The organism is Streptomyces sp. NPDC102279, from assembly GCF_044766365.1.
Lineage (GTDB): Bacteria > Actinomycetota > Actinomycetes > Streptomycetales > Streptomycetaceae > Streptomyces.
Genome location: NZ_JBIWLU010000001.1, coordinates 569,279 through 586,544, shown reverse-complemented (window position 1 = coordinate 586,544; position 17,266 = coordinate 569,279). Strand labels below are relative to the sequence as shown.

Genomic DNA, 17,266 nt, shown 5'->3' with positions numbered 1-17,266 from the left:
CCGCCAAGTCGGCGTGACACCTCCCCTTCAGCAGCCGGCTGACGGCACCGTCGCCGCTCGCCACGCCCTTTCCGACCCCCATTCCCACCGGCTCATCACGGTCGTCCGTGCTTTCCGGCTCCCGGAGCGGTGATCCCGTCCGTCCGGTCGAACGACGCCGCCCGTTCCCCCATCATGGGAAGGCCAGGTTTCGGCAGTGCAGAAAACCCCCCACGCAATCCAGCATGCTCCGGCCCTGCGGAATACCGTCCTTTCCCGCGGGAATGCCGAGGACCCCCGATCCCGTATACGGGAGGCGTCCTTCGCCCAGCAGCGACTCTGGTTCTTGGCGCAATTGCCGGGCGCGAACGAGGCATACAACGAGGCGCTCGCCTTCCAGCTCGAAGGACCCCTGGACGTCGACGCGTTCGGCCGGGCCCTCGATGCCCTGGTCGCCCGCCACGAGGCCCTGCGCACCCGGCTGGTCACCGTCGACGGCGAGGTCCGACAGTGCGTCGAGCAGCCCACCACGGGTTTCGCTCTGCTCCGCGGCGACCTGACCGGTGAGCCCGGGGCGCGGCAGACGTTGACCGACCTGCGCGAGGCCGAGGCATGCGCCCCCTTCGACCTGGAGGCCGGTCCCCTGGGCCGGGGCCGCCTGGTGAAGCTGGACACCGACCGCCACGTGCTGCTCCTGACGTTCCATCACAGCGTCTACGACGGCTGGTCGATGAACGTCATGATGCGAGAACTCGGCACCCTGTACGAGGCGTTCACCGCTGACGGGGACGACCCGCTGCCGCCCCTCACCGTCCAGTACGCCGACCACGCCGCCGCCGAACGGACCTCCGTGGCCGACGGCACGCTCGGCGTCCAGGAGGACTACTGGCGGCGGACCCTGGACGGCGCGCCACCCCTGCTGGAACTGCCCACCGACCGTCCCCGCCCCGCGGAACAGCAGCACGTCGGCGGACGCGTCGAGTTCAGCCTCGGACCGGAGGAGACGACGGCCCTGCGCGCTCTCGCGCGCAGTCACGGCGCGACACTCTTCGTCGCCGTTCTGACCGGCTGGTCGATCCTGCTGACGCGGCTCTCCGGACAGAGCGACATCGTTGTCGGCAGCCCGGTGGCTAACCGTCGCGATCCCGTCGCCCGGTCCCTGATCGGCTTCTTCGCCAACTCCCTCGCCCTGCGGGTGGATCTGACCGGTGGAGCGACCGGCGCCGAGGCGCTGACCCGCGCCAGGACCGCCGTACGGGGCGCCCTCGATCATCAGGCGCTGCCCTTCGAGCGGGTCGTGGAGATCGTCAACCCGCCCCGGAGCGCCGCCCACGCGCCGCTGTTCCAGACGATGCTGGCCTGGGTCCCCGACCGGTCGGACCTCCTGCGGCTGAACGGCGTCACCGCCGAGCCGCTGCCCATCCCGTACGCACCCGCCAAGTTCGATCTCGCGCTGTCCGTCACCGAGTCCGAAGGAGGCCTCACCGGGCATCTCGACTTCGCGACCGCCCTGTTCGACGAGGCCACCGCCCGGCGTTACGCGGACCACCTCCGACGCCTGCTCACCGACCTCGCCCGCCGCCCCGAGCAGGACATCGGCAGGCTCGACCTGATGAGCCCGCAGGACCGCGACCTGCTTCTCGCCGAGGGTGAGTCCGCCGGTCCCGTCACCGGCGCCGGCGAGCCATCCGCGTCCCCGCTCCCCGGCCCGGCCGCACCCGGCTCCCCCCTCGCCTCCGCTGCTCTCACCGACCTCTTCGAGACGCAGGCCCGCCGCCGGCCGCACGAAGCGGCCGTCGTCTGTGCCCGGGGAACGACGGACTACGCGACGCTCGACCGCAGGGCGAACCGGCTGGCCCACGCGCTCGCGGCGCGCTCCATCGGCCCCGGCGACGTGGTCGGACTGCACACCGGACGCACGGCCGACCTCCTCGTCGGCATCCTCGGCATCCTCAAGGCGGGCGCCGCCTACCTACCGCTCGATCCCGCCCAGCCGCAGGCCCGCCTCGACGGCATGGTCGAGGACGCCATCTGTCCACTCGTCCTGACCGACAGCCCCGAACACTCCCGGATCCGGGGATGGTCGGCCCTGACCGGCATCGAGACACAAGGCGTCCCCTCCGATGCGCCGCCGGCCGTACCGCGGGCCCAGGACATGCTGGCCTACGTCATCTTCACGTCCGGCTCCACCGGCCGGCCGAAGGGTGTCGCCGTCGAGCACCGCAGTGTGCTCAACCTCTTCGACACCTGGCAGGAGCGGATGGGCACCGGGCCCGGCGACGCGGGATCCGCCTGGTCCAGCATCGGCTTCGACGCCTCCGTGCACGAACTGCTGCTGCCGCTCACCACGGGCGGCAGCGTGCACATCGTCCCCGAGGAACTCCGCGGCGACCCCGAGGCTCTCGTGGCGTGGCTGCGCGAGCACCGCGTCGTCCAGGCCTTCCTGCCACCCGCGTACGTGCGCTGGCTCGACGAGGACCCCGCCGCACGCCTCTCCGGCCTGCGGCTGCGCACCCTGCTCACCGGAGTCGAGTCCCTCCCCGAGTCCGCACTCCACCGGCTCACCCGTCACCTTCCCGGCCTCAAGGTGTGCTTCGGCTACGGGCCCACCGAGGCGACCCTGTACAGCACCGCCCACTACGACCCACGCCCCCTGGACCGGCAGAGTCCGCTGGGCCGACCCCTCCCCAACACGCGGATCCGTCTGCTGGACGGCCACCTGCAGCCCGTACCGCCGGGCACCGTCGGCGAGGTGTACCTGGGCGGCGCCTGCCTGGCCCGCGGCTACCTCAACCGGCCCGACCTCACCGAGGAACGGTTCCTTCCCGACCCGTACCTCCCCGGCGAACGCCTCTACCGCACCGGCGACCTGGCCCGGCGGCTCCCGGACGGAGACCTGCACTACGTGGGGCGCGCCGACGACCAGGTGAAGTTGCGCGGCTTCCGTATCGAACCCGCCGAGGTCGAGGCCGCCCTGCTGGCCCGGAGCGGGGTCCGTGAGGCCGTCGTGCTCACCGACCGCGACGCGCCCGGCGGCCCGCGCCTGGTCGCCGCCGTCGCCCGCACACCCGAGGCCAGGGCCGACGCTCAGCCCTGGCGCACCGAACTCGCCCGGCACCTGCCCGACCACATGATCCCCGCGGTCGTCCTCGAACTGCCGGACCTGCCGCTCAACCACAGCGGCAAGGTCGACCGCCGCGCCCTGCTCGATCTCGCCCGCGCCCACCGGAACGACCAGGTGAACACCGCCAGCCCGCGCGACCACGTCGAACACGCCCTGTACCGCATATGGGGGAACATCCTGCTGCACCCCGACATCGGGATCGGGGACGACTTCTTCGAACTCGGGGGAACCTCGCTGGCGGCCATCAAGATGGCCCACGCCGTCGCCGAGGAGTTCGGCATCCGCGTTCCGGTCGCGGACATCATGCTTAGGCCCACCATCGAGGCACTCGCCGGCACCCTGCGCGAGGGCCGGGCACCCGAGGCACCCGGCAGTCTGGTCGAGTTCCGGCCCGGAACCCCCGGCGCCGCGGGCACCCCGCGCGTCGTCTGCGTCCACCCCGCCGGCGGCACCGCCTTCTGCTACCTGACCCTCGCCGCGCGGCTGCCCGGGACGGCCGGCCTGTACGGCATCCAGTCACCGGGCGTGAACCCCGGCGAGGACCTGCTGCCGAGCGTCGAGGCCATGGCCGAGGCCTACCTCGACCTCCTCGCCCCGTACGACGACGGACCCCTCGTCCTGACAGGCCTCTCCTACGGAGGCCTCGTCGCCCACGAGATGGGCCGCCTGCTGGCCCGCGCCGGCCGCACCGACACGAGCGTCGTCCTCCTCGACACCCAGGCCACCGACGACCCGGCCGAACGCGCGGCCATCGAGAACGTCGACATGGCCGAGTTCCGCGACAAACTCGTCCGGTTCAACGGGATGTACCCCGGAATCGACGACGCCCAGGTCGAGCGGTACCACCGCATCTACAACCACAACCGGGCCACCGCCCGCGACCATCTGCCACACCCCTCGCCGACCCGGCTCGTCCTGGCCCAGGCCGTCGGCGACGGCACCGACACCCCCCGTCACGCCGACGTCCGGGCCTTCTGGAAACGGCGCGCCCAGGGGCACTTCCGGATCGAACCCGTGCCCTGCGACCACTGGGAGATGCTGGAGAAGGCCGAGGCGGGTCTCGTCGCGGACGTCATCGGCGCCGAACTCGCCCACCACGCGGGCTCACCCTCCGAGCCGGCCGGCCCCCGCCGGCCCGCGGCGACGGGGGAGCGACGATGACCGAGGCAGGCCTCTCCCTCCTCGCCGCCACCGTCCGCGCGCAGGCGGCCCGGACACCGTCCGCGCCCGCCGTCGAGGACGGCGACCGTCTCCTCGACTACGCCGAACTCGACGCCATCGCCGACCGGGTCGCCGCCCGGCTGCGCGGCGCGGGCATCCGCGCCGGAGAAGCTGTCGCGGTCGCCCTGCCCCGCTCGTGGCAGCTCGTCTGCGCCATGCTGGGCATCCGCCGCCACGGATGCACGGTCGTCCCCCTGGACCGGCTCAGCCCGTCGGACAGGCGAGGCCACATCCTCGACGACTCGTGCGCGGTCGCCGTCGTCCACGACGACAGCCCGCACACCGTGCCCGACCACCTGGTCGGACTCACCGCCGACGATCTCGTGGCGCCGGGACCGATGCCACCCGATCCGCCGGCCGACACCGGCGAGGAACGAAGCACGGGCACCGGCGCGCCGACCGCCTTCCTCTTCTACACCTCCGGAACCACCGGCCGCCCCAAGGGTGTCGAAACCACCGACGAGGGCGTGCTCCGCCTCGCACGGCCCGGCTACATCGGCATCGGCCCCGGCGACCGCTACGCCTGTCTCGCCAACCCCGCCTTCGACGCCATCAGCTTCGAGGTGTGGACCCCCCTGCTCTCCGGCGGCACCTGTGTCGTCCTCGACGACGGGGTGGTCCACGACCCGGCCACACTCGCCGAGGCCCTCCGCGACCGCGCGGTGGACACGGTCTTCATCACCGTCGCCCTGTTCAACGCGGTCGTCGACCAGGTCCCCGGCTGCTTCGCCGGCACACGGCAGGTCCTGGTCGGCGGCGAGCGGGTCGACGCCGGAATCATCCGGGGCTGGTACCGGGCCAACCCGGACGCCCGCACGGTCCTGCACAACGTGTACGGACCCACCGAGGCGACCACCTTCGCCCTGTGCTTCGCCGTGCCCCGCGACTTCGAGGGCGACGACGTCCCCATCGGCACACCCCTGGCCGGCACCCGGTACGCCACCGTGACCGCGGACGGCACCCCGGCCCCGGTCGGCGAGACCGCCGAACTCGTTTTGGCGGGGCAGGCGTTGGCACTCGGCTACCGCAACCTGCCCGAGGAGACGGACCGGAGCTTCGCCCCCCTGACGGCAGCCGGCGACAGCACTCGCTGGTACCGCACCGGCGACCTCGTCCGCGTCGACGGGAACGGCCTGGTGACGTACGTCGGACGGGCCGACCGCCAGGTCAAGGTGCGCGGCTTCCGCATCGAACCGGGCGAGGTCGAGCGCGGCATCATGACCCATCCCGCCGTACGCCACGCGTACGTGTGCACCCGGCGCGACGACAGCGGCCGCAACGAACTCCTCGCCTTCCTCGTCCCCGACGGCGAACTCTCCCACGGGGCCTACGAACGCCACCTCGACACCGTCCTCCCGGCCTACATGCGGCCCCATCACACCTACCGGGTGCGTGAGTTGCCCCTGAACGCCAACGGAAAGGTGGATGCCGAACGCCTACTGCGCGAGCGCGGCACACCCTGGCGCGCGGAACGCCCGACGGAGTCACCCGGCACCTCGGAGCAGCGGACCGTGTTGGACCTGGCCGAGGACATTCTCGGCGTACAGGGTCTGATGCCGTCGGACCGCTGGATATCCAGCGGCGGCGACTCCCTCGCGGCCCTCCGCCTCCGCTTCGCCCTCCTGGAACGCCACGGCGCGGACCTGCCCCACGACCTGCTCCTGCGCGCCGACTTCGCCACCATCGCCGCGGCCGTGCACCACGACGACGCCCCCGTGGGCGTCCACCCTCCGGTCCGCACCACTCCCGGGGTGCGCAGTGCACCCCCGACCAGCGAACAGCAGCGACTGTGGGTGCTGCGCCAACGCGACCCGCAGGACCGCTCCTACGACGTCCCGCTCACCTTCCACGTCCAGGGCGCGCCCGACCTCGCAGCGCTCCGGCACGCCCTCCGCGCCCTCGTGGCCCGGCACCCCGCCCTGCGTACCCGCCTGACCGTCGGCCCCCGAGGACTCGTCCAGGAGACCGCCGAGCCCTACGACCCCTGGCAGCCCATCGAGGAACGCACCGGGGAGGGACAACCAGGGGCCGCAGAACGGTTCTTCGCGCCCGGCTTCGACCTCGCCGACCCGCGCATGCTGCGCGCCGGCTTCCTGCCCGACGCCGACGGGGGAACGCTGCTGCTCCACCTGCACCACATCGCCGTCGACGGCTGGTCGCTCAACCTGCTCTTCCGCGACCTCACCGCCGCGTACACGGCCGCCCTCGACGGCACGCCGGCGGACACCCTCACCGAACCCGCCGTCACCACGCTCGACTTCGCCGACTGGCAGCACGACTGGCGAACGAGCCCCGCCTACCGGCGGACGCGTACACGCCTGGCCGAGTACTACCGCGCCACCCCCGAAGCCTCACCGCCGCTCGATCCCGCACCGGGCGCGGGCGCCGTCGGCGCCGCCCGCCTGACCCGGACGTCCATCGATCCGGCGCACACGGCCCGACTCGACCACTGGGCGGCGCAGCAGGGCGTGACCAGGTTCCAACTGCTGCTCTCCGCCTTCGCCTGTGCCGTCTACGGCGTCACCGGGCAGAGCCGCCCCCTGGTAGCCGCACCCGTCGCGGGCCGTCCGCGTCCCGAGTTCGCGGACACCGTCGGCATGTTCGCCAACACCGTCCTGCTGCCCCTGCACACCGCTCCGCGACGAGGTCTGCGGGCCCAGCTGCACGAGCACGCCACCAGCGCGGCCACCGTCCTCGACGGTCAGGAGATCGCGCTCGCCGACGTCCTGGAGGACCACGCCTTCCGAACGGGCGGTCCTCTCTTCGACTACCTCTTCGTCCTGGAGAACACCGAGTTCGGCACACTGCGTCTGCCGGGCTGCACGCTGCGTCCGCGGTGGACCGAACCACCCGCCGCCAAGTGCGCGCTGACCCTGTCCGTCGTCGAGGACGGCTCCGGTCTCGACTCCCTGTGGGAGTACGACCCCGCACGCCTGCCCGCCGACCGCGTCGACGCGGTGGCCCGGCTGTTCCGCACGGCGCTTGACGGGTTCACCCACGGGCCGGAACGGACGGTGGCCGACCTCGTGGCGCCCTGGCGGACCGGTGCCGCCGCCACCGCCCGGGGAAGCGCGCTACCGCCGGAGTTCCGCAGCGTCGCGGAGGGCTTCGCCCGCCAGGTCCGGCACACCCCGGACGGCCCGGCCCTCGCACACGGCACCACGACCCTGACCTACGCCGAACTCGACTCCCGGGCATCCTCGTTGGCCGCCGAGCTCGGCCGCCTCCATCCCCTCCCCGAAGACCCGGCCGCTCCGGCGAGCGTCGCCCTCTACCTGGATCCGTCCCCCGAGCATGTCGTCGCCCTGCTCGCCTGCGCCCGCCTCAACCTGACGGTCGTACCCCTCGACCCGGCCTACCCGCCCGCGCTGCTCCGGCACGTCCTGCGCCAGGCCCGCCCCCTCTGTGTCCTGCACGCCCCGGACACCGCGCCGGCCTTGGACGCCGTCGCCCCGGAAGGACTGTCCCGGCATCCGCTCGTCCTCGCCGACCTGCCACCCGCCGGACCCGACACCGCCCCCCGCCCGGCGATACGGCCGCTCTACACCCTGTTCACCTCCGGCTCCACCGGTGTCCCCAAGGGCGTCCAGGTCCCCGACCGGACCTTGTGCAACCTCATCGCCTGGCAGCAGCGCGAGGCGGGCCCCGCGGGACCCGCCGTCACCCAGCAGTTCTCCATGCTGTCCTTCGACGTCTCCTTCCAGGAGATCTTCACGACCCTCTGCACCGGCGGCCTGCTCCGCCTGGTGGAACCCGCCTGGCGGCAGGACCTCACCACCCTGCTGGAGCGGCTCGACGCCGACGGGGTGGAGCGCCTCTTCCTGCCCTACGTGGCGCTGCAACTCCTCGCCGAACACGCCGTCCGCAGCGGGCGGTTCCCCGCTCGGCTGCGCGAGGTCGTCACCGCGGGGGAGCAACTGGTCTGCACCGGCGCCATCCGCCGGTGGTTCGCCGGGCTCGACGACGCCCGCCTGTTCAACCACTACGGTCCCACCGAGACCCACGTGGTCAGCGGCCTGTGCCTGAGCGGCGACCCTGCCGCGTGGCCGTCCAGGCCCGCCATCGGCCGCCCCGTCGCCCACGCCGAACTGCACGTCGTCGACGCGGAGGACCACCCCGTCCCGCCCGGCGCCACGGGCCGTCTCCTCGTCGGCGGCCCCATGGCCGCTCCCTGCTACCTCGGCGATCCCGGACTCGACCGCGACCGCTTCACCACCGGCCCCGACGGCGGCACCCTCTACCGCACCGGCGACCTGGCCCGCTTCGACGCCCAAGGCCTGCTGCACTACGCCGGGCGCGAGGACAGCCAGATCAAACTCAGCGGCCACCGGCTCGAACTCGGCCAGGTCGAGGCCGCGTTGCTCCAGTACCCCGACGTCACGAACGCGGTCGCCGTCGCCGAGCACGGCCGGCTCGTCGCCTGCCTGGAGTGCCGCGGCCCCGACCCCGACCCGGCCGACCTCGACCGGCACCTCGGTGAACTGCTGCCCGCCCACGTCCGGTTGGGGCGCGTCCGCCGACTGCCCGCGCTGCCCCGGACCCCCAGCGGCAAGCTCGACCGGGCCGCCGCCCTCACCGTCGACGGAGTCGACCTGGGCGCCACCGGCGCGCCGGACGGTTCGCTGTCGCCCCTGGAGGCGCGGCTCACCGAGCTGTTCTTCACCGTCACCGGAAAGCGGCCCGCGCCGGACCAGCACTACTTCGACGCGGGCGCCACCAGCCTCGACCTCATGCGGTTCCACCTCCACTGCACCACGGAGGCCGGGTCGTCCTTCCGCATGGCCGACCTGTTCGAGCACGTCACCCTCAGGTCCCTGGCCGCGGCCCTCACGCGTCCCGCCCCGTCCTCCGCGCCCGCGAACGCGGCCGGAACACCCCTTCCCGGCGGTCCGCCGCCCGTCACCGCCGCGACACCCGGCTCCGAGGCCCCGTCCCAGGACGCCACCGACGCCGGACCACGAGCCGGGCGCGCCCGCGGGACCGCCGATACGGACCCGTCCGTGGAGCCCGTGGCCGTCGTCGGCATGGCCGTGCGGCTGCCCGGCGCGCCCGACCTCGCCGCCTTCTGGGACCTGGTCACCTCCGGCCGACGCGGCGTGGAACACTTCGCGGCCCCCGACGGCCGGGTCGGCGCACGCAGCCAGTCCGACCGGCCGCTGGCCTTCGACCCCGCACGGTTCACCATCAGCCCGCACGAAGCACGTCTGATGGACCCGCAACAGCGCCTGATGCTGATGGTCTGCGTGGAGGCACTCGCCCACGCGGGCATCGCCGACCCGGCCGAGCGACAGGTCGGACTGATCGCGGCCTGCGGCGAGAACACTTACTTCCAGCGCCTGATCCGCGAAGCCGGGCCCGACGACCTCCCCGACAGCTTCCGGCTCGCCCTGCACCACGAGAAGGACTTCCTCGCGACCAAGGCCGCCTACCATCTCGGCCTGACCGGGCCCGCGTTCAGCGTGCAGACGGCCTGCTCCAGCTCCCTGGTCGGCGTCCACCTCGCCGCCCAGCTGCTCCGCCAGGGCGACGCCGAGACCATGCTCGCCGGCGGAGTGCTGGTCGACACCGAACTCACCGACGGCTACACCTACCGTCCCCAGCACATCTTCTCCCCGGACGGCCACTGCCGGGCCTTCAGCGCCGACGCGGGCGGGACCGTCGGCGGCAGCGGGGCGGCGGTCGTCGTCCTCAAACCGCTGAGCCTGGCCCGCCGCGACGGCGACACCGTCTACGCCCTCGTCACCGGCTCCGCCGTGAACAACGACGGCGCCGACAAACTGGGTTACAGCGCGCCGTCCCTGGCCGGCCAGCGCGCGGCCGTCCGGACCGCACTGCGCCGCGCGGGACGCCGGGGCATTGACGTCGGCTACGTGGAGGCCCACGGCACGGGCACCCGCCTCGGTGACCCCGTCGAGGCGGGCGCTCTCCAGGACGCGTACGACGTGCCGCGGGGCCACCGGATCGCCGTGTCGTCGGTGAAGAGCCAGATCGGTCACCTGGGCGCCGCCGCCGGCGTGACCGGCCTTGTCCGGGCGGTCCTCGCCGTGCACCACGCGACGATCCCCCCGACTGCCGACTTCGACCGGCTCAACCCCGAGATCGACGCCGCTGCCTTCCGCGTCCCGGTGACCGCGGAGCCCTGGCGGCCGACCGGGCCGCGCCTCGCCGCCGTCAGCAGCTTCGGCATCGGCGGGACCAACGCCCACGTCCTCGTCGAGGAGCCCACGCCCGTCGAGGCAGGGGGTCTCACGGACTGGGGCGACCGGTCCGGGACCGACGACCTCACGGACGCGTCGGAGCTCGTCCGGATCGACGCAGGCGCGCGGGAATCCGTAACTCCGCCTCACGCGGGGCCCCTTGCACCCGGATCCGGCGTGGCGAGGACAGCGTCCGGGGATGCCGAGCCCGTCCCGGCCGACGCCCCCGAGGGGCATCCGTTCGTACCGCTCCTGGCGCTGTCCGCGCACAGTGCGTCAGCACTCCGGGCGGACGCCCGCCGCACGGCCGACCACCTGACCGCCCACCCCGACCGGTACGAACAGGTGGTACGCCATCTGCGCACCGGACGCCCCGCGCTCGGCCACCGAGCGGCCCGCCTGCTCCCCGACGCGCACGCGGCCGTCGCCTGGCTGCGCACCCTGGAGCCCGTCGCCGTCACACAGACCGGGGCCGAGCACGTGGACGCCCACCGGGCGGCGCCGGACGAACTGGCGCACGCCTGGCGCGCGGGACGTCCCGTGAACTGGCGGGAGCGCCCCGTCCCCGCCCCCTGGGACTTCCCGCCGCCGTCCTTCGACCTCGCCGACTACGACCTCCGTCGCTCCGCCGGCCCCGGGGAGCCGCGGTTCCCACGACGGCTGCCGGCCGACCGGTGGCTGCACCAGATCCACTGGGTCCGCCTGCGCCGCGCCCGCACCGGGCCCGCTCCCGCCGCCGGACGCACCGTGGTCGTGGTCGGTGACGCGACGACGGAGTGGACGGCCTGGGCAGCTCCGGGCCAGGGCGGAGCACGCGTGGTACGCGTCGAGGCGGGACCGGGCTTCGCCCGCCTCGGCCCGGACACGTACCGTGCCGATCCCTGCGACGCAGCGCAACTCGGACGGATCCTGGCTGACTTGGACCTCGGGCCCGGCGAGCAGACCGACTGGCTGCACACGCTGCCCCTCGCCGTGCGCGGTCCGGTCGACGAGTCCACCGTCGACGCCGCCGTCCGAGCGTGCCTGGACACCGTCGCGGCCCTGTGCACGGCACTGGCCGGCGTCCCCCCTGACGTACGCCCCCGGCCGTGGGTGCTGACCCACGCCGCCCAGCCCGTGACGGGCCCCGTCACGCGGCCCGAACTCGCCCTGACCGCGGCGGCGAGCGAAGTGCCCCGCCAGGAACTCGGCCTGACCGTGCGGTGGGTGGACCTGCCGGACGCCGAGCCCGTCCACTGGGCGGACCGGCTGACCGCCCTCCTCGACGACCCCACGGGCACCGGGCCCCGGCTCGCGCTGCGCGACGGCCACTGGTGGCAGCCGGCACGCCGGCCCGTGACCGGGACGCCCGACGATGGCCGGCCGGCGCACGGATCCCCGACGCGGCCGGAGCCCGGCACTCACCTCATCCTCGGGGGCACCGGGGGTATCGGCACCACGCTCGCCGCACGCATCCTGCGGGAACCGGACACGCGCGTCGTGCTCCTGTCGCGCACCGGCGAGCCGCCCGTGCCGCTCGCGGCCTGGCGGGACCGCGTCACCTGTGTGCGAGCGGACCTCGCCCAGGAGTCCCTGGACGACATCGCCACCCGACTCGGCCCCCACCTCGACGGGCTGACCGGCGTCATCCACGCGGCGGGCACCGCCCACGGCACGCTTCTCGTGCGCCGGGACACGTCAGCCGCGCACGGGGGCATCGCGGCCAAACTCCGCGGCGCCCTGCTGACCGAGCGGCTCATCGCCACGCACCGGCCCGGCACCGTCGTCTACTGCTCCTCCATGGCAGCCGAGTTCGGGGGCATCGGACAGTTCGACTACGCCGGTGCCAACGCCCTCCTCGACGGCTTCGCCCACCACGCGAGCGGCGAGGACGGCACCGCACGAACCGCCGTCGCCTGGGACGCCTGGCGTGAGGTCGGCATGGCGCACACCGCCCGGGTGCGGGACGCACGCCACCGCGCGCATCTCGACGTCGCGCTCACCCCGGGGGAGGGCGCGGAGGTGTTCGACCGTGCGATGGAGCTACAGCTCCCCCAACTCCTCGTCTGCACGACGGACATGGCCGAAGCCGTCCGCTTCTACGAGGCCGCGCCCGACCCCACCCCCGTGACCGTCGCGGACGCGCGGCCCGAGCCCGGCACCCCGATCACCCACACCCGAGCCGAGTCCCCGGACGGCGACCCGGCCGCCGAGCTGCGGGAGGCGACCCGTTCCCTGCTCGGCCTGGACACCCTGGACGCGGCCACCCCGCTGTACGACCTCGGCGCCGACTCCCTGACCCTGCTGGAACTCCTGGACGAGGTGAAGCGGCTCTACGGCACCGACCTGGATCTGTCCCGGCTCACACACCGGGTCACTCTGAACGAGATCCTGGGCCACCTCACGGCCGACCGGCCGACACCGCGTATCCAGGCGGTCGTTGTCGACGTCTGGCAGCACGGAACGGGACCGGACGTGCTCTGCCTCGTCCACCCCGTCGGGGGTGACATCCAGGCGTACCGTGCCCTCGTCTCCGCCCTGCCCGACCACCTCACGGTCTGCCTGATCGCCGACCCGGCACTGTCCATGCCGGACGTGCCCGAGTGGTCCCTCACCCAACGCGCAGGGCAGTACCTCGCCGCCGTCCGACGGGAGTTCCCCGCGGCGGGCCACCGACTGCGACTGGCGGGCTGGTCGTTCGGGGCGTGGACCGCGCTCACCATGGCGGCTCTCGCGGAGGACGCCGGTGAGGCCGTCGAGGCCCTCTACCTGCTCGATCCACCGTCCCCCGATCCGACCGCGCATCCGGCGGCCGACGAGGAACAGGTGGCGGCCGTGTTCGCCCTCGAACTCCGCGGCAACCGCCCCGACCACGCCCTCACCGAGCAGGGCAGGGCCTACGCCGAACGGCTCGCCCGGTGCTGCCGGGCGAACCTCGCCGCCCTGCACGCGCACCGCCTGCCCCGCCTGACGAGGACACCCGGCTCGCTGTGGCTCGCCCAACAGCCCGCCGGGGAACTGCCGGTGGCGATGGCGGCGCCGTCGACCGCCTCCGAGTGGCAGACCCGTCTGCCCGCCGCGTTCCGAACCCACCACGTCCCCGTCACGCACTACGAACTCGTCGCCGACCCCCACGTGCGGGCGGTGGCCGAGGCGATCGCGGGCGATCTCACCGCTCCCGCTCCGGTACCCGGCCCCACGCCCGGCGTCCCCGACCACCGCGCCCCCGCCGCCCGTTCGTGACCCCGGCAGCCGAGGAGACCCACCCCGTGGCACACCCGTACATCCGACTGCCGGCCCGCTCGTTCTGGCGAACCGCCGTCGCGGAACCCGACCCCCTGGACATCGCCGACCTCTGGAGCCCCAAGTTCCCCATCGGGCAGGATGATCCGGTGGTGACCGCCGGCTCCTGCTTCGCCCGGCACATCGGTCCCGCGCTGCTCGCCGAGGGCATGCACTGGTACGACGCCGAACTCCCGCCTCCCGGACTGACTCCGGCCGAGCGCGAGCAACGGGGCTACCGCCGGTTCTCCTTCCGCACCGGCAACATCTACACGGCCGCCGCCCTGCGCCAGTGGATCGCCTGGGCGCTGGAGGAGGAGAAGCCCCCAGAGGAATGGTGGACGTCCGGGAAGGGCCTGATCGACCCCTACCGTCCGACAGTTCAGCCGGGCGGGTTCACCTCTCCGGAGGAAGCCCTCGCCGGCCGCTCGGTGACCCTCGCCGCGATCCGTACCGCGCTGACGAGGGCCCGCGTCCTCGTCTTCACGCTCGGCCTCACCGAGGCCTGGTGGGACACCGGGCACAACACCGTCCTGCCGATGTGCCCCGGGACCGTCGGCGGGACCTTCGACCCCGCCCGGCACGTCCTGCGCAACCACACGGTCGCCGAGGTGACCGACGACCTGAGAGCCGCGCTGGACATGGCGCGAAGCGTCAACTCCCGCCTCCGGACGCTCCTCACGGTGTCGCCGGTCCCGCTCACCGCGACCGCCACGGGACGACACGCCCTGGTCGCCACCATCCACTCCAAGTCCGTCCTGCGGTCCGCGGCCGGTCAACTCGCCGACGAGCACGAGGACGTCGACTACTTCCCCTCGTACGAGATCGTCACCGGATTCCCCTACCGCGCGATGTTCTACGGGCCCAACCTGCGCACGGTCACCCCCGACGGGGTCGCCTTCGTGATGCGCCACTTCTTCGCGGGAACCGCCGGGCGGCCGTCCGGTGACAGCCCCGCCGACACCCCGGTCCCGTCCAGCCACGGTGGAGAGGAGCAATGGTGTGACGACGCCGTACTCGACTACTACGGACCGGGCGCGGTTCCTCCTGCTCGGTGACTCCCACGCCGGAGCCGTCGGCCGGGCGGCGCGCGAGGCCGGCCTGCCCTTCGCCGGCGGCCCGATCGGTTCCGGACGGGACTTCCTCGGACCGTTCTTCGACCGGCGGGGCGAGGACGACATCACCTTCCGCGACCCGGAGGCCGAACGCCTGTACCGGGGGTTCCTCGACACGCTCGACACCCCGGCACTCGGACGGCTCACCGTGCCGCTGGTGTGCACCTTCGGCCTGGGCGTCCACACCGTCGCCACGGCGGCCAACTGGTCCGTACACCGTGACGCCCGAGGCGCCTACACGCCCGGGTTCCTCACGAGCGCGCACTTCGGCGACCTCGTGCGCGCCACAGCCGGCGGTGCGTTGGCGTTCTACGACCGTGCCGCCGCCCTCGGACCTCGCACGCTCGCCCTGCTTCCCCCGCAACGCGTCCCCGGCATGGCGGATCCCCAGGTCTTCTTCGCGGCACAGGACGTCCTCCACGAAGAACTACGCGCCCGCGGCATCGAGACCGTCGATCTCCGTGCCCACGTCACCGCCACCGACGGCCTGCAACGCGCCCCCTTCTGCGAACCCGACGACACCATCCACGGCAGCCTCGCCTTCGGCCGCCTGATCGTCGCCGCACTGCTCGACCGGGGCCTGTGACTCCTCTCCCTGTTCCTTTCCCCCCCACTGTTCCCCATCGCGCACCGCTCTCCTCCCACCCCCTACCACCAGCGAGGACACCATGGACCCGTACGCACTGGAAGCCGTCGAGCGGATCACCACCCGCCCCGCCGAGCCCTACGGGACGATCACCGTCGACACGATCACTCCGCTCATCGGAGCCGAGGTGTCCGGTGTCGACCTGAGCGAGGAACTCACGCCGCAGCAGGAGAAGGAGATCCGCTCCGCGTTCCTCGACCATCACGTCCTCGTCTTCCGCGACCAGGACCTCACCACCGAACAGCACAAGCGCTTCGCCGCCCTCTTCGGCGAACTCCACCCGGTCGCGCTTCCGGAGGAGGGCAGCGACCCCCACGTGCTGGAGATCAGGGCCACGAAGGAGTCCCGCGCGGTCGCCGGCAACGGATGGCACGCGGACGGCACCGCCGACGCCGAGCCCTCCCTCGGATCCATGCTGCACATCACGACCGTCCCCGAGGGCGGCAGCGGCGGCGACACCCTGTTCGCGAACATGCACCTCGCCTACGAATTGCTGTCCCCGGCCATGCGCACCTTCCTGGACGGTCTGACCGCCGTGCACGACGGCGCGCTGCCCTGGATGGGACAGCCCATACCGCCCGAGTACGACGTCCCGCGCACCGAACACCCCGTCGTCGTCCGGCACGCCGACACCGGCCGCAAGCTGCTGTTCGTCAACGGCCCCTACACGTCGCACATCACCCAGCTGTCGCGTCCCGAGAGCACGGCTCTCCTGGACATGCTCTACGCACACATGGCCCGCACCCCGCTGCTGCAGTGCCGCGTCCGCTGGCAGCCGCGCACCCTCGTGTTCTGGGACAACCGCTGCGTGCAGCACCACGCGGTCTGGGACTACTTCCCGCACAGCCGCCACGGGCGCCGCGTCGCCATCAACGGCACCCGCCCACAGGCCTGACGTCACCCAAGGCCGATCGACCGCGTACGCCTCCCCGGACCGAGGGACACCGTCCATGCACACGACGCCCGCCACCGAACCGCCCGGGACGACAGCGAAGGCCCCGGCGACCGCCGGCTCCGGGGAGGCACCCGTCCCGGCGACCCCACCACACTGGACCGAACAACTGACCTCGGCACTGCGGGAGGGTCTCGCGACGGACGAGGACCTCGTCCCCAGCCCGGACGCGCTCCGGCACGCTGGCCTGCGGGCACTCCACCACTGGCACGCCCGGACAACCCTGCCCCTCCTGGCCGCCACCGATCCGACCGGCCGCACCGAGCCAGGGCGGACTCCCATCCCGGTGCAACCGCTGATCGACCTCCACCTGCGCGCCGCCGAGGGCACCCTCGCCCCGGCACCCGACTGGGCCACCGCCCTCCACCCGGTGCTCCTGGCCACCTACCGCAGGGCCTACCCGCACGCGAGCGCCTACGCCGAGGCGCACGCCAACGCCCGTGACTACACCCTGGCCAACGGCCGGACCGCCACGGAAGCCGACGAGTACGGCCACACGTACGCCCGCCTCAGCACGGCCACGAACGCCGAGTCGTTCGCCACCACCCACGCCGACGTCCTCACCCCGGCCCTGTCCCACGCCTACGCCCGCGCCGACCCCGCCGCCTACACGGCCACGTTCCCGTCCTCCCAGACCCGAGCCACGGCCCGCGCCGCATCCGCCTCCGGGAAGACCCAACACCCGCCGCCCTTCCTCCACCTCGCGAGTGGCCTGGTAGCAGCCGTGAGGTGGTGGAAGGCCGAAGGGGTCGCCCTCTGAGTCCGGTCGCC

The 17,266-nt window shown here is 73.4% G+C and carries 6 protein-coding genes; all 6 read left to right on the top strand.

The features are described 5' to 3' along the window. The first annotated feature begins 196 nt into the window (after window positions 1-196). The 6 genes from ACIRQH_RS02480 to ACIRQH_RS02455 all read left to right on the top strand — a co-directional run bounded on the left by ACIRQH_RS02480 (window position 197) and on the right by ACIRQH_RS02455 (window position 17,255). Window positions 197-4,264: an amino acid adenylation domain-containing protein gene (locus tag ACIRQH_RS02480; protein ID WP_404223774.1), complete on the top strand. Its 4,068-nt coding sequence runs from the start codon at window positions 197-199 to the stop codon at window positions 4,262-4,264. Beyond that, complete coding sequence (locus tag ACIRQH_RS02475; RefSeq protein WP_404223772.1) at window positions 4,261-13,743, top strand: amino acid adenylation domain-containing protein; 9,483 nt, start codon at window positions 4,261-4,263, stop codon at window positions 13,741-13,743. Before ACIRQH_RS02480 ends, ACIRQH_RS02475 begins: the two co-directional genes overlap by 4 nt. A gap of 26 nt (window positions 13,744-13,769) precedes the next feature. After that, window positions 13,770-14,840, top strand: a complete 1,071-nt coding sequence (locus ACIRQH_RS02470; RefSeq protein ID WP_404223770.1) for a GSCFA domain-containing protein — start codon at window positions 13,770-13,772, stop codon at window positions 14,838-14,840. Further along, complete coding sequence (locus ACIRQH_RS02465; protein ID WP_404223768.1) at window positions 14,785-15,483, top strand: hypothetical protein; 699 nt, start codon at window positions 14,785-14,787, stop codon at window positions 15,481-15,483. The genes ACIRQH_RS02470 and ACIRQH_RS02465 overlap by 56 nt, the downstream gene beginning before the upstream one ends. Window positions 15,484-15,565: 82 nt before the next feature. Next, on the top strand, window positions 15,566-16,438 hold the full coding sequence (locus ACIRQH_RS02460) for a TauD/TfdA dioxygenase family protein (RefSeq protein WP_388865433.1): 873 nt from the start codon (window positions 15,566-15,568) through the stop codon (window positions 16,436-16,438). Window positions 16,439-16,493: 55 nt separating this feature from the next. Continuing rightward, window positions 16,494-17,255, top strand: a complete 762-nt coding sequence (locus ACIRQH_RS02455; RefSeq protein ID WP_404223766.1) for a hypothetical protein — start codon at window positions 16,494-16,496, stop codon at window positions 17,253-17,255. Window positions 17,256-17,266 lie beyond the last annotated feature (11 nt).

What these genes read in the sequence shown, in the direction of transcription:
- ACIRQH_RS02475 (WP_404223772.1), top strand. Translation starts at nt 4,261, where the DNA reads ATGACCGAGGCAGGCCTCTCCCTCCTCGCCGCCACCGTCCGCGCGCAG.
- ACIRQH_RS02460 (WP_388865433.1), top strand. Translation starts at nt 15,566, where the DNA reads ATGGACCCGTACGCACTGGAAGCCGTCGAGCGGATCACCACCCGCCCC.
- ACIRQH_RS02455 (WP_404223766.1), top strand. Translation starts at nt 16,494, where the DNA reads ATGCACACGACGCCCGCCACCGAACCGCCCGGGACGACAGCGAAGGCC.